General features: G+C 39.5%; 23 protein-coding genes. 4 read left to right on the plus strand and 19 right to left on the minus strand.

Annotated elements, in window-relative coordinates; genetic code table 11:
* Window positions 1-391: 391 nt before the first annotated feature.
* The 14 genes from EHLA_RS12245 to EHLA_RS12310 form a co-directional block, all read right to left on the minus strand.
* Window positions 392-601, minus strand: a complete 210-nt coding sequence (locus EHLA_RS12245; protein ID WP_009300563.1) for a DUF6219 family protein — start codon at window positions 599-601, stop codon at window positions 392-394.
* 75 nt (window positions 602-676) lie between these two features.
* Entirely contained in the window at window positions 677-1,201 is a 525-nt protein-coding gene (locus tag EHLA_RS12250; RefSeq protein WP_008119059.1) for a flavodoxin family protein, read from the minus strand.
* Window positions 1,202-1,225: 24 nt separating this feature from the next.
* Entirely contained in the window at window positions 1,226-1,783 is a 558-nt protein-coding gene (locus EHLA_RS12255; RefSeq protein WP_044925306.1) for a hypothetical protein, read from the minus strand.
* A 45-nt stretch (window positions 1,784-1,828) separates the two neighbouring features.
* Window positions 1,829-2,134, minus strand: coding sequence for a hypothetical protein (locus tag EHLA_RS12260; RefSeq protein WP_028087788.1), 306 nt, complete (start codon window positions 2,132-2,134; stop codon window positions 1,829-1,831).
* Window positions 2,135-2,239: 105 nt separating this feature from the next.
* On the minus strand, window positions 2,240-3,334 hold the full coding sequence (locus EHLA_RS12265) for a DUF6017 domain-containing protein (protein ID WP_028087787.1): 1,095 nt from the start codon (window positions 3,332-3,334) through the stop codon (window positions 2,240-2,242).
* Between the two features lie 24 nt (window positions 3,335-3,358).
* Window positions 3,359-4,225 (minus strand): ParB/RepB/Spo0J family partition protein, encoded by an 867-nt coding sequence (locus tag EHLA_RS12270; protein ID WP_026650282.1) that lies wholly within the window; start codon window positions 4,223-4,225, stop codon window positions 3,359-3,361.
* The gene (locus EHLA_RS12275) at window positions 4,215-5,021 is read right to left on the minus strand and encodes a ParA family protein (protein ID WP_026650281.1); all 807 of its coding nucleotides are present in this window, start codon (window positions 5,019-5,021) and stop codon (window positions 4,215-4,217) included. The genes EHLA_RS12270 and EHLA_RS12275 overlap by 11 nt, the downstream gene beginning before the upstream one ends.
* Window positions 4,993-5,385, minus strand: a complete 393-nt coding sequence (locus EHLA_RS12280; RefSeq protein WP_044925303.1) for a plasmid mobilization protein — start codon at window positions 5,383-5,385, stop codon at window positions 4,993-4,995. Before EHLA_RS12280 ends, EHLA_RS12275 begins: the two co-directional genes overlap by 29 nt.
* A 3-nt stretch (window positions 5,386-5,388) precedes the next feature.
* Window positions 5,389-6,468: a site-specific integrase gene (locus tag EHLA_RS12285; protein ID WP_024854000.1), complete on the minus strand. Its 1,080-nt coding sequence runs from the start codon at window positions 6,466-6,468 to the stop codon at window positions 5,389-5,391.
* 2 nt (window positions 6,469-6,470) lie between these two features.
* Complete coding sequence (locus EHLA_RS12290) at window positions 6,471-6,668, minus strand: hypothetical protein (RefSeq protein WP_024853999.1); 198 nt, start codon at window positions 6,666-6,668, stop codon at window positions 6,471-6,473.
* Window positions 6,665-6,883, minus strand: a complete 219-nt coding sequence (locus EHLA_RS12295; protein ID WP_008393122.1) for a hypothetical protein — start codon at window positions 6,881-6,883, stop codon at window positions 6,665-6,667. Before EHLA_RS12295 ends, EHLA_RS12290 begins: the two co-directional genes overlap by 4 nt.
* On the minus strand, window positions 6,876-7,103 hold the full coding sequence (locus tag EHLA_RS12300) for a hypothetical protein (RefSeq protein WP_008705329.1): 228 nt from the start codon (window positions 7,101-7,103) through the stop codon (window positions 6,876-6,878). The genes EHLA_RS12295 and EHLA_RS12300 overlap by 8 nt, the downstream gene beginning before the upstream one ends.
* Before the next feature lie 426 nt (window positions 7,104-7,529).
* A complete protein-coding gene (guaA, locus tag EHLA_RS12305) occupies window positions 7,530-9,077 on the minus strand; it encodes a glutamine-hydrolyzing GMP synthase (protein ID WP_096240996.1) in 1,548 nt (515 codons plus the stop codon).
* 33 nt (window positions 9,078-9,110) lie between these two features.
* On the minus strand, window positions 9,111-10,037 hold the full coding sequence (locus EHLA_RS12310; protein WP_096240997.1) for a DMT family transporter: 927 nt from the start codon (window positions 10,035-10,037) through the stop codon (window positions 9,111-9,113).
* A gap of 362 nt (window positions 10,038-10,399) precedes the next feature.
* Between EHLA_RS12310 and EHLA_RS12315 the strand changes: the two genes are divergently transcribed.
* The 3 genes from EHLA_RS12315 to EHLA_RS12325 are packed head-to-tail and all read left to right on the plus strand — an operon-like array spanning window position 10,400 to window position 12,284.
* Window positions 10,400-10,771 (plus strand): GntR family transcriptional regulator, encoded by a 372-nt coding sequence (locus EHLA_RS12315; RefSeq protein WP_096240998.1) that lies wholly within the window; start codon window positions 10,400-10,402, stop codon window positions 10,769-10,771.
* Window positions 10,768-11,466 (plus strand): ABC transporter ATP-binding protein, encoded by a 699-nt coding sequence (locus EHLA_RS12320; RefSeq protein ID WP_096240999.1) that lies wholly within the window; start codon window positions 10,768-10,770, stop codon window positions 11,464-11,466. The genes EHLA_RS12315 and EHLA_RS12320 overlap by 4 nt, the downstream gene beginning before the upstream one ends.
* Window positions 11,460-12,284, plus strand: coding sequence for a hypothetical protein (locus EHLA_RS12325; protein ID WP_096241000.1), 825 nt, complete (start codon window positions 11,460-11,462; stop codon window positions 12,282-12,284). Before EHLA_RS12320 ends, EHLA_RS12325 begins: the two co-directional genes overlap by 7 nt.
* A gap of 88 nt (window positions 12,285-12,372) precedes the next feature.
* On the opposite strand, the gene EHLA_RS12330 is transcribed toward EHLA_RS12325, so the two are convergent.
* Both EHLA_RS12330 and hflX read right to left on the minus strand, forming a co-directional pair.
* Window positions 12,373-13,365, minus strand: a complete 993-nt coding sequence (locus EHLA_RS12330) for an Rpn family recombination-promoting nuclease/putative transposase (protein ID WP_096241001.1) — start codon at window positions 13,363-13,365, stop codon at window positions 12,373-12,375.
* Window positions 13,366-13,594: 229 nt separating this feature from the next.
* Entirely contained in the window at window positions 13,595-14,893 is a 1,299-nt protein-coding gene (gene hflX, locus EHLA_RS12335; RefSeq protein WP_096241002.1) for a GTPase HflX, read from the minus strand.
* Window positions 14,894-15,529: 636 nt separating this feature from the next.
* On the opposite strand from hflX, the gene EHLA_RS12340 reads away from it, so the two are divergent.
* Window positions 15,530-15,988: an NUDIX hydrolase gene (locus tag EHLA_RS12340; RefSeq protein ID WP_096241003.1), complete on the plus strand. Its 459-nt coding sequence runs from the start codon at window positions 15,530-15,532 to the stop codon at window positions 15,986-15,988.
* Window positions 15,989-16,591: 603 nt separating this feature from the next.
* On the opposite strand, the gene uvrA is transcribed toward EHLA_RS12340, so the two are convergent.
* From uvrA to EHLA_RS17170, 3 genes are all read right to left on the minus strand, one after another.
* Complete coding sequence (uvrA, locus tag EHLA_RS12345; protein ID WP_096241004.1) at window positions 16,592-19,432, minus strand: excinuclease ABC subunit UvrA; 2,841 nt, start codon at window positions 19,430-19,432, stop codon at window positions 16,592-16,594.
* Window positions 19,433-19,627: 195 nt separating this feature from the next.
* Complete coding sequence (gene uvrB, locus EHLA_RS12350) at window positions 19,628-21,646, minus strand: excinuclease ABC subunit UvrB (protein WP_096241005.1); 2,019 nt, start codon at window positions 21,644-21,646, stop codon at window positions 19,628-19,630.
* Between the two features lie 142 nt (window positions 21,647-21,788).
* Window positions 21,789-21,944: a hypothetical protein gene (locus EHLA_RS17170; RefSeq protein WP_154580677.1), complete on the minus strand. Its 156-nt coding sequence runs from the start codon at window positions 21,942-21,944 to the stop codon at window positions 21,789-21,791.
* Window positions 21,945-22,021 lie beyond the last annotated feature (77 nt).

Consider the following 22,021-nt stretch of genomic DNA (forward strand, 5'->3'; position numbering starts at 1 on the left):
TACAGTCACAGTCTCTGTTTCAGCAGAGGTCCTGTACCCTTCGGTGGTATCATTATTGCTTCGCTCTTCCCGTAGGAGTCTTCGCCTGCACGAGCCGGATTATCTCCGGTAAGCATGTTCCTCAAGATGTATCAGCTCCTTCAATTGTCAAGGTGCAATCGGAAGAACTGTCTGAACCTCTTTTACGTTTGTGATTTTTGGAAATCAGAGGATTTTCAATTTGCCTTCCATATACTCTGTATTGGGAGCGACAAAATCGGACATGATTTTAGAAATTTTTTGAAATTATTTTTTGAAGTGTAAAAAGATATAAAAAAAAGATGCCAGGATTTCTCCTGACACCATAGTGACTATGCCAACTTCGTGCCCACTGGGCACAAGGTTGATTGTATTATTCTTCATTTCCTAATGATATTGGTTCTTTCTTTGTTTTCTTGTTTTTAGATATCATCTTATGACCTGTGTAAATAGCCATAATCATACAAAGCAAAGAACTTGCCGCAAAATATTTATGGCTTGATTTTGAACCTTTATATCCGCTATAAAAAGTTCCTAGCATCGTTATCAATGCTCCGACAGACCAATATTCATGAGCTTTCATTCTAACATCTCCCTTTGTGTTAATTTTAATATGTACCGTTTGATGAAATATGCAAACAGGAATTTGGAACGTGCTTTATAAATTTTTTCCGATCCCCTCAAGTTCGTTCATGGAATCCTTGTTTTTTTCAAGTTCATCTCTGGCTGTTGCATAATATGATTTTTTGAAAAGCATATCCCATGAAAGATATTTTGCCATACAGTCAAACTGCTTATCAATCAGCTCATACTGGATACTGTCTACGGGAGAACCGCCTACAACAATCGTGCCAACTTTTTTATTTTTTAACTGCAATCCACGGCAGTAGCACTTATCAATGATAAGTTTCAATTGTGCTGACATTCCCCACCAATAAACTGGTGTAGCAAAAAGAATCATATCTGCGGCAGCAATTTTATCAATTGTAGGATTTGTATCATCCTTATCGACGCATCCCTTAGAGCATTGACAGACACCACATCCCTTGCATGGTGCAATGTTGAGTTTGTCAGGTTCAATGATTTCAATTTCATTCTTTTCTGATGCTCCTTTTATAAATGCATTGATTGCTGTCAGCGTGTTTCCTTTTCTGGCACTTCCATTAATGATTACAATTTTCATGCGTGTATCCTCCAACTTCCGATTTCATGATATCATTTCTAATACAGATTTTACCGTATTTTTCAGATTCAGTCCATCTTTTAATCCCAGTCGATAGAAAAATTCTTCTGTTTCTGCTCCACTGCTAAAAATTGCATTACAGTATTCCGTAATCACTTCTTCCTGTTCTTGGGATAACGTTTCCAGTAATTTCTGGTATTTCTTATCAATCTCACTTACTGGCTCTTTATCCTGCTTTAACTTCCATTCTGAATATGCTTTCCCCATATGCTCTGTAATTGTCAGATTCACAAATTCCTGCACTTCCTCGGATATGGTGCTCGCAGATTCCTGTTTATCTTTCTTTTTATCATTTGATTTTTCAAGTGTCGTGTCATCAATATAACGAATGATTTCTCGAATATTTGACTTCATCGACTGCAGATATCCTTTCATCAGCACAGCTACTTTTCTAGCATCCGATTTTTCGGTTTCTTTTTCCAGCATATAAAACTCTTCCAGTTCTTTCAGAATATCCATCCCTGCTTTCATCTGAAATTCCACCTCAAGCAAATCATCCATCACTTTATATAATTCTTCCATTGTTTATTTCTGCCTTTCCATATAGCGCCACTATATTTTCCACAATCATCCAAAAATAAATTCCTGTAATCCACATTTCACAACTTCAATTACTGCAACTATCCCCATACCGATATGTGGGAGTAGAACAAACACTACTGTCGTAATAATCGCTGATTTCATTGTCCAGTCCGTACTGATTCCAAACCCAATACTCAAAACTTCTGTCACAACAGAGATTCCGGCTATCAGATAGCAGAATCCAGCAGATAACCCAACCAGGAACACCAGCACAATATTCACCGCTGCAAGTACCAGCCAAACAGGAGCTGCAATAATTCGAAATGGCAGTTTTATCATAAATCTCAACATAATTCTTCCTCCTACTTTGTGCCCAGTGGACACAAGGTTATTTTAGCATATCTGCCAGATATGACTATCTCTTTTTAAACTTCGTGCCCAGTGGGCACAAAGTTCTTACCTGTCTGGAATATCCTTCCCCCAGTACATGTCATGTCGAACTTCAGCATCATAAAACTGATTGATTGTTGCAGGAGCGTTATACAATACCGTCAGCATATACTGCCGGATATTCTTCACTTTGCTTGTACTCCTGTCAAGACTGAAAAACACATACTGGATGTGTTCATACCCGACTTTGAGCAAACGGCTCTTGACCACTTGTGTAGGCACAGCTTCCCCATTGATCTGTTGATATGTCTTTGTCGAACATATTGCATCCAGCATCAGCTCTACCAGCTCTTCTACTCGTCCAGTTCCATAGCTCTGACAAAGGATCTCATATTCGATATTATCATGAATTAACTGTCGATACTCATTTCTCTCCTGTATCCTATCTCTCCCTTTCTCTTGTTCAGATAGATATTGATAAGATTCATTCTCACTAAATTCAGTATAATTATATTCAGTATTATTACAGTTTGTTTTTGAAACTTCTTGAAGTTTGTTTTCTAAACTTCTTGAAGTTTGTTTTTCAAACTCCTTGAAGTTTGTTTTTGAAACTTCTTGAAGTTTATTTTTCAAACTTCCTGAAGTTTGTTTTTCAAACTTCTGTGTATTTACGGGCTTTTCCGGCTCTTTTTTCGCATATTCTTCTATTTCTGTCTCTGTATTTTCTTTTCTCTCTGCTACATTTTCCGGTGTTTCTTCCGAATCAAAGATTGCTGGCTCATCTGGATATTCTGTCAGGCTGAAATTTTTCACGTAAATAACATTTGTTTTTCCAAGTCCGATTCGCCTCTTCTCAATCAATCCAATCCCTTTTTCCTGATCCAGCTCTTTTAGACAATTCACAGCCTTATTCCTGCCACAGTTAAGCATTTCCATAATCTCTTCCACCGAAAAGAAAATATATGCCCTGTCCTCTTCATCAAACCACCGGTTCTTGATGGACAGTGACATCCGGTCTAACATCAGTCCGTACAGCACCTTTGCTTCGCAGGAGAGATTTTTAAAATATTCACTTGTAAACAGCAGTTTGGGAATACGATAAAAACTGTACATATCGCATTCCATTCCTTGAAAATAATGGAATGTTGCTCTTATACTCATGACACATCCCTCCCTTCGTACTTATCAATGATTCTGATTGCTCCATTCCTCCAAAAGCTGACATATAACAGTCCGTATCTTCTGTTCATCATACTCTGGAGGAAAATACTTCTTAATTTCATCCTGTTTTAATGTTACCGTTGTTTTCTTTTTACGCTCTCCTATAACCAGGAGCCGCACAATCTCTTTTGTCAGCGTTTTTTCTTCTCGATGTTGCCTTATTTTTTTTGCCTGTTCCAGACTTGGATATTTTCCGGTACTCTCATGCACTTCCTCCACCATCTCCTGTTCTGGAACCGTAAGGTAGGAAAGCTCTACACCTACCTGCAATCCGATCACATCACGATCTACTGCGTTTAATAGGTCATTCATCAGATAAGTAAGCCGGATATAGCGATACACCTGCCTTGCACTGTCATTTGCGTTCTTTCCAATGTCTTTCGCACTGATACCGCCTGATGTTCCCTGATGATTCATTGCTTCCATCTTCATACGGTAAGCAAATGCCTTTTCACTTGGGAGTATATTAGGTCTCTGCAGATTGCTGTCTACCATCGCACGGACAGCTGTATCTTGATCCATATTTCTGATAATAACCGGAACCTCTTTAAGACCAGCAAGTTGTGCCGCATGTCTCCTTCTGTGACCGGCGATGATTTCATATTCACCATCACCCAGCGGTCGTACCAGTAATGCTGTAAGAATTCCCTCTTCTTTCACACTTTCCACCAGTTCCGCCATTGCCTCATCATCATTTACTTGAAATGGATGGTTCTCGAAAGAATGTAAATGCTCAAGTGAAACCTGCTGGATATCGTTCGTTTCTTCTCCTCCTCCAAGTAATTCATCATAAGATGTCAGTTTTATCTTCGATGCACTTCTACCTTTCATCCAAAAGCACCTCCTGTGTCATCTGCCAATATGCAGCCGCTACTTTTCCTTTTGGATCATGCTCAAATATGCTGATTCCTTCCGCACTGATTTCAGCTGCTCGTACTGAAAATGGAATACTCTGTGGAAAAATCTTAATCTGGTTTCCATATGTATCAAAAATCAGATCAGATATATCTCTTGCATAGTTCGTTCGGTTATCCACCATTGTGATCAATATACCTCCAATTTTCAGTTGTTTGTTAAGCTGTCTTCGCACCTTTCCTATCGTCCGTATCAGCTGTTCTAGACCCTTTACAGGAAGATAAGCCGCCTGGACAGGTATAATAACTGCATCGACACTGGCAAGTGCATTGATCGTCAGCATTCCAAGTGATGGCATACAGTCAATCAATATATAGTCGTATTCTTCTCTCATTCTTTCTATATATTGTTTTAAGACAAGTTCCCTGCTCATAATATTTACAAGTGAAACTTCCATTCCAGAGAGTTCGATGTTTGCCGGAATCAAATCAATTCCTTCCTGGTGATGTAAAATTCCCAGTGTATTTTCAAATAGTTCATCTTCTACAATCTTTGTCAGAATAGTAGCCAGTGTGATTGGTAATTCATCTGGGTTATGATACCCAAGACTTGCTGTCATACTTCCCTGCGGATCATTGTCAATCACAAGCACTTTCTTCCCTGCTTTTGCAAGTCCGACTGCCAGATTCACGCAACTTGTTGTCTTGCCAACCCCGCCTTTTTGTGAACACAATGCCAGCACTTTACAATCCTTCATTACTTTCTCTTCCATCCTTTTTATCCTCCCATAAATAACTTGAACCTTTCAGCATCCATAATGCTGCTTCCAAAAATGCAAGATACCGTTCTGTCATACTATCAAGAACCGGTTCTGAAATAACTGGTTTTTCAGACTTCAAATCTTTTGCCACATCCTCCAAAACCAAACTCATTTCCTTCATTTCTGACCGGATAATCTCAATTGTTTCTTTCTTTCCAACAACACATACATGATTGTAAATGCATGATCGGACGATATAATCCTGTTTTTTCATTCCGCTCACTTTCACTCGTTCTTCAATTGTTGCTTTTTCATAAGAATTCACCCGAAAAGAAATGGTCGTTGTGTTGTGTTTTCCATGTCTGTCACCAGCCATCGCTTATTCCTCCTCTTCCTCATGTTTCTTATCTAGCAAACCTGCTAATTTACTCTGTGTAGACGGATACAGATGTGAATAAGTGTTCAACGTGGTTTCCACCTTTTCATGTCCAAGGCGTTCTGCAATCTCCAATGGAGCCACCCCCATATCAACCAGCATACTGGCATGGGAATGGCGGAGATCATGAAGTCGTATCCGCTTTACACCAGACCGCTCGATTCCGGTAGCCATACAATGTTCCATATGCGATTTGGTAAACCGAAAAAGTCTTTCCTTTTTCATAATTCCATACAAATGACTGCAATACTCCCTAAATTCCTCTGCAAGAAAATCCGGCATCGTAATCACACGGATACTCTTTGGAGTTTTCGGCTGCGTGATCATATCCTTTCCTTTCAGTCTCTGATAAGATTTATTGATTGATATGGTTTTCTCTTCAAGATTGATGTCATTATAAGTAAGTGCAAGCAATTCACCGATACGCATTCCGGTCCAGTACAACAAAAGAAACGCCATTCTTGTCTCCGGCTTATCACTTACTGTTTCCAGAAAAGCATTGAACTCTTCCTGCATCCAGAAGTCCTTCGGTTCTCCTTTACTCTTGCCAATCGCTCCTGCCTTCCTGCAGGGATTATCCTGCAGGTTATAATACCGCATTGCATAATTGAAGATTGCAGTCAGCTGGCAGTTCACTGTTTTCAGATAAGTAGGAGAATATCCTTTTCCATTCTTATCCTTATACGTCAGCAACTCATTCTGCCATGCACGGACGTCTGCCACCGTAATTTCACTGAGAATCTTCTTTTCAAAATAAGGCTTGATTTTCAGGTCAATAATATATCGCTTCGTGTACATAGTGTTTTCTCTGAGACGGACATCCATATCTTTGTAATAAATCTCCAGAAAATTTCCAAATTCAATATCCACACCCTGGCTCTGCTGTTGCAGGAAATCTCTTTCCCATTCCTTAGCTTCACCCTTGGTCCTGAATCCTCTTTTCTGTTTTCTTTTCCGATTTCCCTGCCAGTCTTTGTAATAGACCTGTACTTTCCAGTTTTTTCCTTCTTTGTAAACCCCCATTGCTAATCCTCGACTTTCATGCCATAAATCTTTTCTGCCAGGAATTTCGTAGAGATTTTTCCAGCTACTACAATATAGCCTTTTGCCTTCAATTCTTTGTTGTATTCTCGCATCAGACTATATGCATAAGTTTTTGAAACTCCAAGAATTGCACACACATCATCCACATCCATATACATTTTTTCCTGCATCATACTCATACCGCTTTATCCTCCTTCAAATACTGCTCAACATGTTCCAGACCATAGATCTTGTCCTCTACATAGCGGGTTGGCACCCGACCGAGAATCACATAATAGTTCTTGCTTGCCAGATCGGCATTCATTCTTTCCACTACCCGGTAAGCAAACGAAACTGATAATCCAAAGAGTTCTGCAATGTCTTCCACTGATAAATACATTTTTCTCTTACGCATGAAACCATTCCTTTCCCTCTTCCTGTGGAATCTCACAAGTATCTTCTACTCCGTAGAAACGCTTCACAAAATACTTTGTCGGAACTTTTCCTCTAAGCGTCAGGTAGCCCTGTTCTTCCAGTTCCTTGTTCAGATTTCCGATGATTTCATAAGCCGATGTCTGTTTTACTTCCAGAAGTTCACATATATCGGCTGCCTTTAAAAATAATTTATTCTGCATAATCAGTACCTCCTGTGTTTTGAATATTTATCTCTTCATATACTCTGTACTGGCAGATGCAAAATCGGACATCATTTTCCGAAATTTATCAAATTTTCTTGTTTTTTAATTCTCCATCAGTGTGATTACTGTGTCATGGAGTTTAAGCTCATCGAAAGTAAAGAACCTTTCTGTGGTATCTGTTTTCTAAATGCAGGCAACAAAAAAACAGTCTGCCTTGACGAAAATCACTTCAATCAAAACAAACTGTTCTTCATATTTACTCTAATTTTATTTTATGAGAATAACCGATTTCACGAAATTTGCAGGTGAATCTGGAATATAAACAAGAGAAAAAAATAATTTTTAAACTCCATTTGCACTCCATTTGGTCTTTTCGACACCCCGCAAAGCCTTTATTTATGGGCTTTTCCGCGATTTTTCAAGCTACTCGAACTCTATCGTTCCTGGCGGTTTGCTCGTCAGATCGTAGAATACTCTGTTTACGCCTTTGACTTCGTTGATGATTCGATTCATAACTTTATTAAGGACTTCGTATGGTAACTCAGCGGATTCTGCAGTCATGAAGTCGATTGTCTTTACGGCGCGGAGTGCTACTGCGTAGTCGTAGGTTCTCTCATCGCCCATTACGCCAACGGAGCGCATGTTTGTGAGTGCTGCAAAGTACTGATTGATTTCCTGGTCGAGACCTGCATTCGCGATTTCTTCGCGGTAGATGGCATCGGCATCCTGAACGATCTGTACTTTTTCTGCGGTTACTTCGCCAATGATTCGGATTCCAAGTCCTGGACCTGGGAAAGGCTGACGGAATACTAACTTTTCAGGGATTCCGAGTTCCAGACCGGCTTTTCGTACTTCGTCTTTGAAGAGATCGCGGAGTGGTTCGATGATTTCTTTGAAATCAACGTAGTCAGGGAGTCCTCCTACGTTGTGGTGGGACTTGATTACTGCGGATTCACCGCCAAGGCCACTTTCTACAACGTCTGGGTAAATGGTTCCCTGTGCGAGGAAGTCTACTGCACCGATCTTCTTAGCTTCTTCTTCGAAAATACGGATGAATTCTTCTCCGATTATCTTACGTTTTGCTTCTGGTTCCGTTACGCCTGCTAACTTATCGTAGTATCTCTGCTGCGCATTAACACGAATGAAGTTTAAATCGAACTGTCCTTCTGGACCGAATACGCTTTCTACTTCGTCGCCTTCGTCTTTACGGAGAAGACCATGATCTACGAATACACAAGTTAACTGCTTGCCGATGGCTTTGGATAATAATCCGGCTGCTACGGAGGAGTCTACTCCGCCGGAGAGAGCGAGTAATACTCGTCCATCGCCTACTTTTTCACGAATTTCTTTTACGGTGTTCTCTACAAAGGCATCCATCTTCCAGTCGCCTGCGCATCCGCATACGTTTAATACGAAGTTAGATAACATCTTTGTTCCTTCTACTGTATGAAGAACTTCTGGATGATACTGGATAGCATATAAACTTTTTTTTGCATTCTCTGCGGCTGCTACCGGACAGTCTGCTGTGTGTGCGCTGATTTCAAATCCTGGTGCTACTTTGGAAATGTAGTCAAAGTGACTCATCCAGCAAATAGTTTTCTCGGATACGTCTGCAAAGATTTTAGAATCTTTTTTATCTACTAATACTTCCGTTTTTCCGTACTCACGTACTGGAGCTGCCTCTACCTTACCACCAAGGATATGCATCATAAGCTGTGCGCCGTAGCATAAACCAAGAACAGGGATTCCCAGTTCAAAAAGTTCTTTTGTATAGGTTGGGGAATCTGCTTCGTAGCAGCTGTTTGGTCCACCTGTTAAGATGATTCCCTTTGGGTTCATTGCTTTGATTGTTTCAATGTTTGTTTTATAAGAATAAATCTCACAGTATACGTTACATTCGCGAACGCGGCGTGCAACAAGCTGATTATACTGTCCACCGAAATCTATTACTATAACGGTTTCTCTTTTCAAAGATGTTCCTCCTGTCTTTTATCATTCTGTACTTTATTCTATAACATTTTCCGTTTGCTTTCTACCCCTAATAGAAAAAAATTTTTTCTTTTGCTCAGATAATAGAAGTCCACCGAGTACTAACAGGATTCCTAATCCGGATAAAAATGTTATTTTTTCATGTAGAATAATGACGGATGTTACCGCTGTTACTACCGGAGCGAGGTAGATATATACGCTTGTTTTGATTGCTCCAAGTATTCTTACTGCCATGTTCCATGTGACAAAGCAGATGGCGGATGCTCCAAGTCCCAAATAGAAAATGTTGAATAGGTATGCCGGTGTGGCGAAACGGGTCAGATCCCATTTAAAATCAAATATAAATAATGCCGGGATCATAAATAGTATTCCATAGAAAAAGGTTCTTCTTGTTGCCTGAACTACAGAATAACCAAAGCTTCCTATTTTTTTGGAAAGTACGGAATAAAATGACCAGATTATCGCTCCACCAACAGAAAGAAGGTCACCGATCGGATTTAGGTGCATCGTTGTTCCGCTAAAACTGATCAGGGAAATTCCAATGAGGGCAATCACACACCCTATGAAAAATGCTGGTCGAAGTTTTCCTTCTTCTTTTAAGAAAATGCGTGCTGTAATTGCGGTAAATACCGGCGCGATTGAAACGATGACTCCTACATTCGATGCCTGTGAATAAGTAAGTGCTACATTTTCCATTAAATAGTACAATGTCATTCCCGTAAGTCCTGCTGCTGCAAATGTCAGTTCCTGTTTCCAGCTTTTTATCGGCAATCGATGGGGATTCATGATCCACAGTAAAATGTATCCCATTACAAAGCGGAAAAATAAGATTTCTACCGGTTCGAATGCTCTCAGTAAAATCTTTGTTGAAATAAATGTTGTCCCCCAGATAAAAATCGTAAAAATAGCAGCCAGATGTCCAAACTTTCGTTTGTTTTCCATGATTTTTCTCCTTATCCTGTTTCATTTTTTAATCACAGCTCACACGAGTAATCTGCCTGAGAATTCAAGAATGCCTCAGCAAAATTGCTTCCCTCATTTCGACTATTGTACCGTAAACTATAAAAAAAGTCATGCTTTATCTCAGAATCTTTTTCGCATTTGTTTTTTGCGCAAAGATACCAGGAATCTGATATAGCCCCGACAGGGCGCAGCAAGAATGCCGGGGTATTCTTAAATTTTTATTTTGTATTGACATTTTCATTTTGCGGATGTATTATTGTATTAATCGCTTAGTACAATAATACAGCAGGTGATGTGATATAGCTATAATGATGTAACATAATAGGCAGGAGGTGTTGTAAATGTCTTGGAATCTTGATTCCAGCCGGCCAATCTACGCTCAGATTATTGAGAAGGTGTCGTTTTATATTGTGTCCGGTCAATATCAACCGGGGGATAAGCTTCCTTCGGTCCGGGATTTAGCTGCACAGGCAGGTGTGAATCCTAATACGATGCAGAAAGCTCTTTCGGAATTAGAAAGGGAGAATCTCGTTCATTCCGCAAGAACAAGCGGACGATTTATAACAGAGGATAAAGATATGATTGAGAAAATGAGAGAAGAACTGGCATCTACACAGATTAAAGAATTTCTGAATAAGATGTCACAGATGGGATTTGATTATAACAAAACAATCGCTTTACTTGAAAAGCTTGGAAAGGAGAATCAAGAATGAGTACAATTCTCGAATGTAAGAATTTATCTAAAAAGTATGGCCGCAAACTTGCCTTAGACGGTATTAATCTTTCTTTAAATTCCGGTAGGATTATCGGTCTTCTTGGGCCAAACGGAAGTGGAAAGACTACTTTGATTAAGTTAATTAATGGATTACTTGCTCCAACAAAAGGTGAACTTTTCATCAATGGCAATGCACCCGGTGTAGAGACAAAGAAAATCGTTTCCTATCTACCGGAACGTACCTATTTAGATGAAACACAAAAAGTTTCGGAAGCAATTACATTTTTTGAAGATTTTTATGAAGACTTTGACAGAACACGAGCCATCTCTATGTTGGAAAAACTACACATTGATCCGAATTCCAGAATCAAGACGCTTTCCAAAGGAACAAAAGAAAAGGTGCAGTTAATTCTTGTGATGAGCCGCCACGCAAAGCTTTACTGTCTTGATGAGCCGATTGCTGGTGTAGATCCAGCCGCTAGAGATTATATTTTAAGTACGATTATCAACAACTACGAACAGGATTCTACTATTCTTATCTCCACTCACCTTATTTCCGATGTGGAAAATATTTTAGATGAAGTCGTTTTTATTCAAAACGGTCACATCGTTCTTCAAAATGATGTAGAAGACATTCGTTTTAATCAAGGAAAATCCGTAGATGTATTATTCCGGGAGGTATTCAAATGTTAGGAAAATTATTTAAATATGAATGGCGTTCTATTTCAAAGCTTTTACTGCCGATTCATGGGTGTGTTTTATTGTTCGCTCTGCTATCCCGATTTTACTTTGCATTAGGCGGTGGAGTAGATAACTTACTAAACAGCTCATCCGGTATTATCAGTGTTTTAACAGGATTACTTATCTTTGCCCTTGTTGTTATTATCTCAAGTGTTGTAATATTTACTTATGTGTATATAGGTTATCATTTTTACAAAAAGGTATTCACTGATCAGGGTTACCTCACCAATACACTACCTGTAACTCCAACGCAGCTTTTACTTTCAAAAGGACTGGCTGCAGTACCATGGCTGCTGATTGATATTCTGGTTATTATTATTTCCTGCCTCATTTTAGCTGGCACGAAGGATCTATTCTCCAGCTTTCGTCTTGTCTGGCCCGTTATGCTCAGCCAGATGGGACAGATGCCACTACTTACAGCCTTAACTATTTTTGCCATTATCCTTTCACCATTTCAGATGATCATTATGCTGTTTTTCAGTGTAACAGTCGGAAACCTTGCCTCTACTCACAAAGTTCTCGCTTCCATTGCGGCCTATATTGGTATTTATATCCTTCAGCAGATCTTTGGATTCATAGAACTTATAGTAATCGGCTTCTCTAATTATGGTACATTCATGAATGTAGATCTTGCTACGAATGCTGCTATTTCTATTGATACTTATCTTAATCCTGTTCTGGCTGTAAATATTATATTCTGCATCCTCCTTATGATCGCATGTTGGATCGGAAGTAGATATATTTTAAGTAAAAAATTAAATCTTCAGTAAAGAAGTTTAATTAAGTGATATCCTCCCCTGCCTGCAGGAGAGGATATATCACCAATAAGGAACTCTTTTGGCAGTTTTGTCTATTATTTTAATTCCAAAATTTGTTCATATATTCTTCAGCTTCAATTTCTGATAATAAAAATTCTTTTATCAGATTTTCCTTCGTTTCCTTCTTGCTTACATGAAATCTTCTATAAGTATTTATTGTTCCCTCTATTTTTCCTTCTGCTTTTCCTTCTACTTTTCCTTCTATTTTCCCTTTTTTAACTTCTTCATCCAACCATCGTTGTAATGCTTCACACATATTTATATTCCCTCCTTCCTTTTCCATACTCAATGCTTGATTGATTATTGCCTGAGAATTTACAATTGAACCTACTGTCAGGCCTACTTCTACAGAAACAGATTGATCTTTGTAGGCTTTGTAAAAACCATTATAGTCATCATTATAAATTGAACGCACCATTTTAAATACTATATCTATATCCTCATTTTCAAAGAGTAAGTTCTCACTTTTTCTTACCTCTATCAGATTCATTTTATAATTAGATATTATAAATTTCAGATTATCCGGCACTATCATCATATCTAGTAAATCAAAGGGACCATCCCAATCTTTTTCTCCATAATATATGCATAAACTTATTACTGGATGTAAACGATCCTCCTTTTTCAATGACGATAAAAATTCATCGGATGTATTATAACTTTTCTCTTTCTTATTCCTTGCTGCTATCTCATTATATTCTTTTAGATAAATCAAAGCATCTGCCAGCATATGACGTAATGGCATAGCATAATGTATCTTTTCCTGATTCTCCAACCCCCAGATAATAAAATCAACTCCAAAAGCGGTCTTTCTAACAACATCCAAAATTCTCTGGACTGTCTCTATATGCCCATTAAACTTAATTATCGATGAGACGTCCGTATCTACTTCTTTCAAATCACTTGGCTTTAGTACAGGGTCTCCGTTGAATAATACAGTGTTAAATAAATCTGCAAAACGCTGATTATCCTTCCAGAAATTCTTTAGTATAGTGTCTGGTTTTACTTTATTCTTAGCAGCCGATTTCGACACCGTCCTTTCCCTTATTACTGTCAATTACATTTTACCATTTTTTTCTTTATATGTAAATATATTTATTGTGCTAAATAAATAAAAAAGAAAAAATTATATATTCCAAATGTGAATTAAATGCAAATAAGAGATACAGATACCTATTTTCCCTCGCAACAACAATATAACAAAAAGGATATATAATTTTTTCTTTTTCTATCTATTTTAAATCGCCAAATCTAACTTCATCTTACAAAACAACATATTGTTTGTATTTCTTTAAGTCTTTAAGCAGACAGCTCATCGTTATCTTCGTTCCTTCTGCTTCGTATTCCGTTGCTTTTACGGTTGCATTTTCATTGAAATACGATACCAATGCGCCTTCGGTGTATGGGATGAGCATAGTGCAGTCTACATAATCCTCATAAATACGCTCGGATATGAGCTGTACAAGTTCCTCAAGTCCGATATTCTGTCCGGCTGCCATGTAAATACAGTCTTTTCCGATGTGGGGCAGTTCTGCCGGTACATCTTCTCTTCCATTTGCTTTCGCAATATCACATTTATTAAATACATGGATACATGGAATTTCATTGGCACCAAGTTCTTTTAATGTCTCACGAGTAACTTCCATATGCTCCATATAATGTTCATCAGAATAATCCACAACTTCTAATAACAGATTGGCATATTTCACTTCTTCTAATGTCGAATGAAACGCTTCTACCAGATTATGTGGAAGCTTACTGATAAATCCTACCGTATCAGAAAGAAGGAACTCCCTCTTGTCCGGCAGATGAATTTTACGGACTGTTGTATCCAGAGTGGCAAAAAGCATATTTTTCGCCATAACTTTTCTATCTTCCTTTTTCTCCTCATTTTCTTCGTATTTATCAATAAATGCATTTAAAAGAGTTGACTTTCCCGCATTCGTATATCCGACTAAAGCAACCTGGGGGATTCCCTGAACCAGACGACGCTTCCTTTGCGTTTCTCTGTTCTTCTCTACCTCACGCAGTTCCTTTTTCAGTTCACTGATTCGATGACGAATCTTTCTTTTATCTAATTCCAGTTTCTTCTCTCCGGCACCTTTATTAGAAAGGCCACCGCTTCCGCCACCCTGACGGCTCAATATCTCGCCCATTCCGGTAAGTCTCGGCAGCTCATACTGAAGTCTTGCCGTCTCTACCTGAATCTGCGCTTCTCTCGTTCTTGCTCGTGAAGAGAAAATCTGCAAGATCAAATGGGTACGGTCAAACACAGGCCGTTCAATAATATCTTTTAAATTACGAAGCTGCATCGGAGATAAGGTATTATCAAAAATGACAACATCCGCTTCCAACATATGGACAACTGCCTTAATCTCCTCTACACGCCCTGTACCTACGTATACACCTGTATTAATCTGGCTGACATTCTGTGTCTCTACCCCGACAACTTCCATGTCGCAGGCTTCCGCCAGACTTTCTAACTCCTTTAATGCTGTTTCAAACTCCGGATCATTATTTAAATTCACACCGACAAGCAGTGCCTTTGTTCTTTCTTCCAAATAGATACCCCTTTCATGGTAAAATGTCTCTCTTGCAAAATAAGTGACCAGCTTCTGAGTTGTATAATACCTGTATCGCCCCCACTCGTCAACTATTAAAATACTAAGTTGTAGATTTAGGATAGACGAAAAAAGAAATACTACCCTATCCCATCTGCTCTATAGTCGCTGTGTTTAAAATGCTCGTCCGCATCTTAAACACGCTCCGAAGCCGCATCTGGGATAGGGTAGTATTTCTTTTTTCTGATTATCTAAATCCACAGTAGGAGGAAAGGAGATTAAATACTAATTGTAAGGCTAAACAGACGGAAACCAAAAATTTAATATCCATTTAAAATGTGAAGATAGTCGTTGCGTAGAAAATGCCTGACCGGCATTTTTACTTACTCCGACATCACATTTTAATGGATATTAAATTTTCAGTTTTCTGCTGTTTGGCTCCAGATGGAAATTAGTATTTAAATCTTGGATGAGAATAAGGGGATTGCCCAGAAAGCTATGATTGTAAAACAGAGATGGTATATTATAGGGAATATGATATAGTATAATTACAGAATTTTCATATAGGAAACTTGGGCTGACATGAAGGATGCTATAAAGAACTGATAAAGTGTATCGGAGAGGAAGATAAAAAAGATGAATTTTACAACATTATGCTATATAGAAAAAGAAAATAAATATCTTATGCTTCATCGAACATCAAAAAAGAAAGATGGTAATAAAGATAAATGGATTGGGGTAGGAGGACATTTTGAAAAAGGAGAAAGTCCTGAAGAATGTCTTTTACGGGAAGTAAAAGAGGAAACAGGATTAGAGCTTACATCCTATCAATTTCGAGGAATCGTTACCTTTATATCGGATGAGTGGCCGGATGAATATATGTGTCTATATACAGCAGATAGGTATACGGGAGACATCGGAAACTGCGATGAGGGGGAACTTGTCTGGGTGGAAAAAGAAAAAATTATGGATTTAAACATATGGGAAGGTGATAAGATCTTTTTAAAGCTTCTGATGGAAAATCAACCATTTTTTTCGTTAAAATTAGAATATAAAGGAGATAAACTAATAAACACAGTCTTAAATAAATACTAAGTTGCTGGGGACACAGACGCCGCTTTAGTAGAAGATATTGAGCTGAATTGTAGTTAGTCTTCTAAAGAAAAAAGAATGGTTATAAGTTTGATTTTGTTCCGTTGCGCTAAGCATTCCATTCTGCCCAGAAAAACAGGAACTTGGGAAAAACGAGTCCCAAGTTCCTATGGTCAGAATTCCATAGCGCAAAGTCACAAAACGCAATACTTATAACCATTCTTTTTTCTTTACCATAGTTTTCTTACAATTCAGCAGGAAATTTTGTTTCAGCGGCTGACAGTTTAATATTCAAGTCGAGCCGTCGCGAGACTTGGCGCGTGATTCTGGTCAGCGTAAGCTGAGATAAATAACAAATTAGTGATTTATGTTGGAAAGATAACAATTTGAGTGTCAACCCTTTAGAATTTAATTTTCCGGAAGACCATAGCCTTCTGGCACATTCCATGTTGTTAAACCGTAGATTTAGATAGTCAGAAAAAAGAAATAATACCATATCCCAGATGCGGCTTCGGAGCGTGTTTAAGATGCGAACGAGCATTTTAAACACAGCGACTACAGAGCAGATGGGATATGGTATTATTTCTTTTTTCGTCTACACGAAATCTACAAATTCGTATTTAAATATTTCCTCAGGTATTTTCCCGTATAGGATCTCGGTTCGTCTGCGACTTCTTCCGGGGTGCCACAGGTTACCATCGTTCCGCCGCCTTCGCCGCCTTCTGGTCCCATATCTATGATGTAATCCGCTGTTTTGATTACTTCTAAGTTATGCTCAATGACGACAACGGTATTGCCGCCTTCTGTTAAGCGCTGCAAGATGTCTACTAATTTATGGACGTCTGCAAAGTGCAGGCCTGTTGTTGGCTCATCTAAGACATAAATGGTCTTGCCGGTGCTCTGACGGCTTAGTTCTGTCGCAAGCTTTACTCGCTGTGCTTCTCCACCGGAGAGGGTCGTGGATGGCTGTCCTAACTTAATATAGGAAAGTCCTACATCCCGCAATGTTTCTATCTTTCTTCGAATTGATGGTACGCTCTCAAAGAATTCGCAGGCTTCATCGACGTTCATATCTAATACTTCAAAGATATTCTTGCCCTTGTACTTTACTTCTAATGTTTCTCTGTTATACCGCTTTCCATGACAAACTTCACAAGGGACATATACATCCGGAAGGAACTGCATTTCAATCTTTAAAATACCGTCACCGGCACAGGCTTCACAGCGGCCTCCCTTTTTATTGAAGCTGAAGCGTCCTTTATCGTATCCTCTTGCTTTAGCATCTTTTGTCATGGCAAATAGTTCCCGGATATGATCGAACACGCCTGTATAGGTTGCCGGATTAGAACGAGGGGTACGGCCGATTGGAGACTGATCGATATTGATGATCTTATCTAACTGTTCTGTTCCTTCGATTTCTTTATGTTTACCTGGCTTGATTCGGGCCCGGTTTAATACACAGGCAAGCTTCTTATAGAGAATCTCATTGACAAGGGAACTCTTTCCAGAGCCGGAGACTCCTGTGACACAGGTAAATACACCTAATGGGAACTTTACATCAATATTCTTTAAATTATTTTCCTGTGCGCCTTTTACGGTGAGATAGCCTTGTGGCTGTCTGCGTACTTCCGGAACTGGAATCTTCCTTTTCCCGCTAAGGTAAGCACCAGTAATCGAGTTTGGATTATCCATCAGTTCCTGTGCCGTTCCGATTGCAACGACTTCTCCACCGTTCTCGCCTGCTAACGGTCCGATGTCCACTATACAATCTGCTTCTCGCATCGTATCTTCATCATGTTCTACGACAATGAGGGAATTCCCCAGGTCACGCAGGCGCTTTAAAGCTGAAATAAGCTTATCATTATCTCTTTGATGCAGTCCGATACTTGGTTCATCAAGAATATATGCTACGCCGACAAGTCCGGAACCGATCTGGGTTGCAAGACGGATTCGCTGTGCTTCTCCGCCAGAAAGGGTTCCTGTTGGCTGAGAAAGGCTTAAATAATCAAGACCGACATCATTCAGGAAGCCGATTCGTCCACGTATTTCTCTTAATACCTGCTTTCCGATCAACTGCTGTCTTTCGGTAAGCTGAATCTCATTAAAATAAGAAATCAAACGCTTTACAGAAAGCTTTGTAAGCTCAGAGATGTTGTACTCTCCTACTGTTACTGCTAATGACTCTGGCTTTAAACGCTGCCCATGACAACTATCGCATGGTGTTACCGTCATAAAGTTCTCATACTCTGCTCTCTGGCGTTCCGAATGATTCTCTCTGTAACGGCGCTGCACGTTACGGATCAGCCCTTCAAACGCAACATCATATATACCTTCTCCGCGCTTTCCTTTATAATACACCTTTACTTCATGACCATTTGTTCCATGAATGATCACATCCTGTGCTTCCTGACTCAGATTACAAAATGGTGTATTTAGATCAAAATGATATTCTTTTGCTAATGCATCAAGGATTGCTCTTGTGTAACTCTTGGCATCTGTACAGGACTGCCACCCCATCACTGTGATTGCTCCATCTGCGATGCTTAATTTTTTATCTGGAATCATAAGATCAATGTCAAATTCCATCTTAAAACCAAGTCCATGACAGACCGGACAGGCACCAAATGGATTATTAAAAGAAAAACTTCTTGGTTCAATCTCGTCAATACTGATTCCACAGTCCGGACAGGAAAAACTCTGACTAAAGTTCATCGGTTCTTTTCCAACGACATCAACAAGAAGAATCCCTCCAGTAAGCTTCATTACTGTTTCGATCGAATCTGTCAGGCGATTCTCGATTCCTTCCTTTATCATAAGGCGGTCTACGATAATCTCAATATTATGCTTCTTATTCTTCTCTAACTGAATCTCTTCCGACAGATCATAAAGATTCCCGTCAATGCGAACACGCACATAGCCACTCTTCTTCGCATCCTTTAAAATCTTGACATGCTCGCCCTTTCTTCCTCTTACAATCGGTGCCAGCAGCTGAATCTTCGTTCTGTCCGGAAGCTTCATCAAAATATCTACAATCTGGTCTACTGTCTGCTTGGAAATGACCTTTCCACACTTTGGACAGTGCGGAATTCCAACTCTTGCATAAAGAAGTCTCAGATAATCATAAATTTCCGTTACAGTACCAACCGTAGATCGTGGATTCCGGTTCGTAGACTTCTGATCGATTGAAATCGCAGGAGATAACCCCTGAATATCGTCTACATCCGGTTTCTCCATCTGTCCTAAGAACTGTCTTGCATAAGAAGAAAGTGACTCCATATATCGCCGCTGTCCTTCCGCATAAATCGTATCAAATGCCAGGGATGACTTACCGGAACCCGAAAGTCCTGTCAATACTACAAATTCATTCCTTGGTATATCTATATTAATATTCTTAAGGTTGTGCTCCCGCGCCCCTCGAATACGAATGTACTCCTTCTTTTCACTCATTCACTTTATCCCTTTCTAATTAAATATATCTCTTTCCAGATATATCTCTTTCTCAAATGCATCTCTCTTAAATATATCTCTTTCAATTCAAGAATGTCCCGGCATTCTTACTGCGATGTGGAGTCATCTCACATCTGATATATCTCTTTCAAATGCACCTCTATTAAATGTCTCTCTCTTAAAACCAAAAATCTATTAATCCTCATAATCTCTAAGTGCAATCTTGTACTTCTTCAATTCATCTCGAAGCTCTGCTGCCTCTTCAAAGTTCAGCTCAGCTGCTGCCTTATTCATCTTCTTCGTGAGCTTTGCTATCATTTCCGTAAGCTCTTTGCGGTTCATAGATTCTCTGTCTTTCTTTAAAGCACTGTCTTTTGTATGCTTTCCACCAATACCATCCATGCTATCATCACTGTCATTCGTAATTGAGATAACATCACGTACCGCCTTCTGAATCGTTGTCGGAGTAATACCATGTTCCTCATTATAGGCCATCTGAATCTCACGACGGCGCTTCGTCTCTGTAATTGCCGCACGCATAGAATCTGTGATCGTATCACCATACATAATAACGTGACCTTCTGCGTTTCTCGCAGCACGACCAACCGTCTGCACAAGAGATGTTTCCGAACGTAAAAATCCCTCTTTATCCGCATCAAGAATCGCGATAAGTGTCACTTCCGGAATATCGAGACCCTCTCTTAAAAGATTGATTCCCACAAGAACATCAAATACATCCATCCGCAGATCTCGTACAATCTCAATTCGCTCTAACGTATCAATATCAGAATGTAGATACTTGACACGAATATCAAGTTCCTTCATATAGGCGGTCAGGTCTTCTGCCATCCGTTTCGTTAAAGTAGTCACCAGGACCTTATGCTTCTTCTCTACTTCCTTGTTAATCTCACTGATCAGATCATCAATCTGCCCCTCCACCGGACGAACATCGATTGGCGGATCAAGAAGACCTGTCGGACGGATAATCTGCTCCGCACGAAGCATCTCATGCTCCCCTTCGTAAACATTCGGTGTCGCAGAAACAAATAGCATCTGATCAATTCGTTCTTCAAATTCATCAAAATTAAGCGGACGGTTATCAAGAGCAGATGGCAAACGGAATCCAAAATCAACTAATGTCTGCTTTCTGGAACGGTCCCCGGCATACATCCCTCTTACCTGCGGAATCGTGATATGGGACTCATCCACGATCATAAGGAAGTCATCCCCAAAGAAATCGATCAGCGTATATGGCGCCTTCCCAGGCTCTAATCCGGTAAGATGTCTGGAATAATTCTCGATTCCAGAACAAAAACCAGTCTCCTTCAGCATCTCCATATCAAAGTTCGTCCGCTCGGAAATCCGCTGTGCCTCCAAAAGCTGGTCATTCTCCTTAAAATACTCTACTCTTTCATCGAGTTCTTCCTTAATCGTCTTCACCGCACGTTCAATCTGCTCTTGTGGCACAACATAATGAGAAGCCGGGAAAATCGCCGCAAAATTAAGACTTGCCTTAATCTCACCTGTCAGTACATCCACCTGCATGATCCGATCAATCTCATCACCAAAAAATTCAATATGAATCGCATCCTCAAAAGTAGAAACAGGAACAACCTCCAGTACATCTCCGCGTACACGAAAACTTCCTCTCTTAAAATCAAGTTCATTACGTACATACTGAATATCAATCAGCCGACGGACAACTTCATCCCTGTCAATCTCCATCCCCGGACGCAGTGAGATCATCATCTTCGCATAATCATTCTTACTACCGATTCCATAAATACAGGAAACAGAAGAAACAACAATAACATCCTTCCGCTCGATCAAAGCCGCTGTCGCACTATGACGCAGCTTATCAATCTCATCATTAATCGAAGAATCCTTCTCTATATATGTATCTGTAGAAGGAACATAGGCTTCCGGCTGATAATAATCATAATAGGAGACAAAATACTCCACTGCATTATGCGGAAAAAATGCCTTAAACTCACTGTAAAGCTGTGCTGCCAGTGTCTTATTATGCGCTAAGATCAACGTCGGCTTATTCAACTGTGCAATAACATTCGCCATAGTAAATGTCTTACCGGAACCGGTAACACCAAGCAAAGTCTCAAACTGATTCCCTTCTTTAAACCCTTCTACCAGTTGTTCGATCGCCTTCGGCTGATCACCGGTCGGCGCAAACTCAGACACTAATTCAAAATGATCCATGAAGCATCTTACCTCCCTCTTCATCGTAGTATGCTTCCGATTATATCAAATATACGAACAAATGTACATACCAAAATCCAAATATTTGTTCTGATTTAATGTCTTCCGCTTGGATTATTCATCTTATCGTATCGCAATTCATCTAAACTTCCTTATCTAGCTCTTTCTTAAATTGCTCAGCTGTCATGTTCACCTTGGCCGCTGCACTCACAACAGATAAGGTTCCATCCTTTACTAATTCTTTGAGCATCTGGATTTTTCCTTCTGCTTTTCCTTCTAATCGGCTTTCGTTAATCATATCTTTTACTGCTTCACACACATTTATCTTGTCATGGGACACTTATACGGGAATAGTGGTTTTATACCGTCTAACAA

The organism is Anaerobutyricum hallii (assembly GCF_900209925.1).
Taxonomy (GTDB): domain Bacteria; phylum Bacillota; class Clostridia; order Lachnospirales; family Lachnospiraceae; genus Anaerobutyricum; species Anaerobutyricum soehngenii.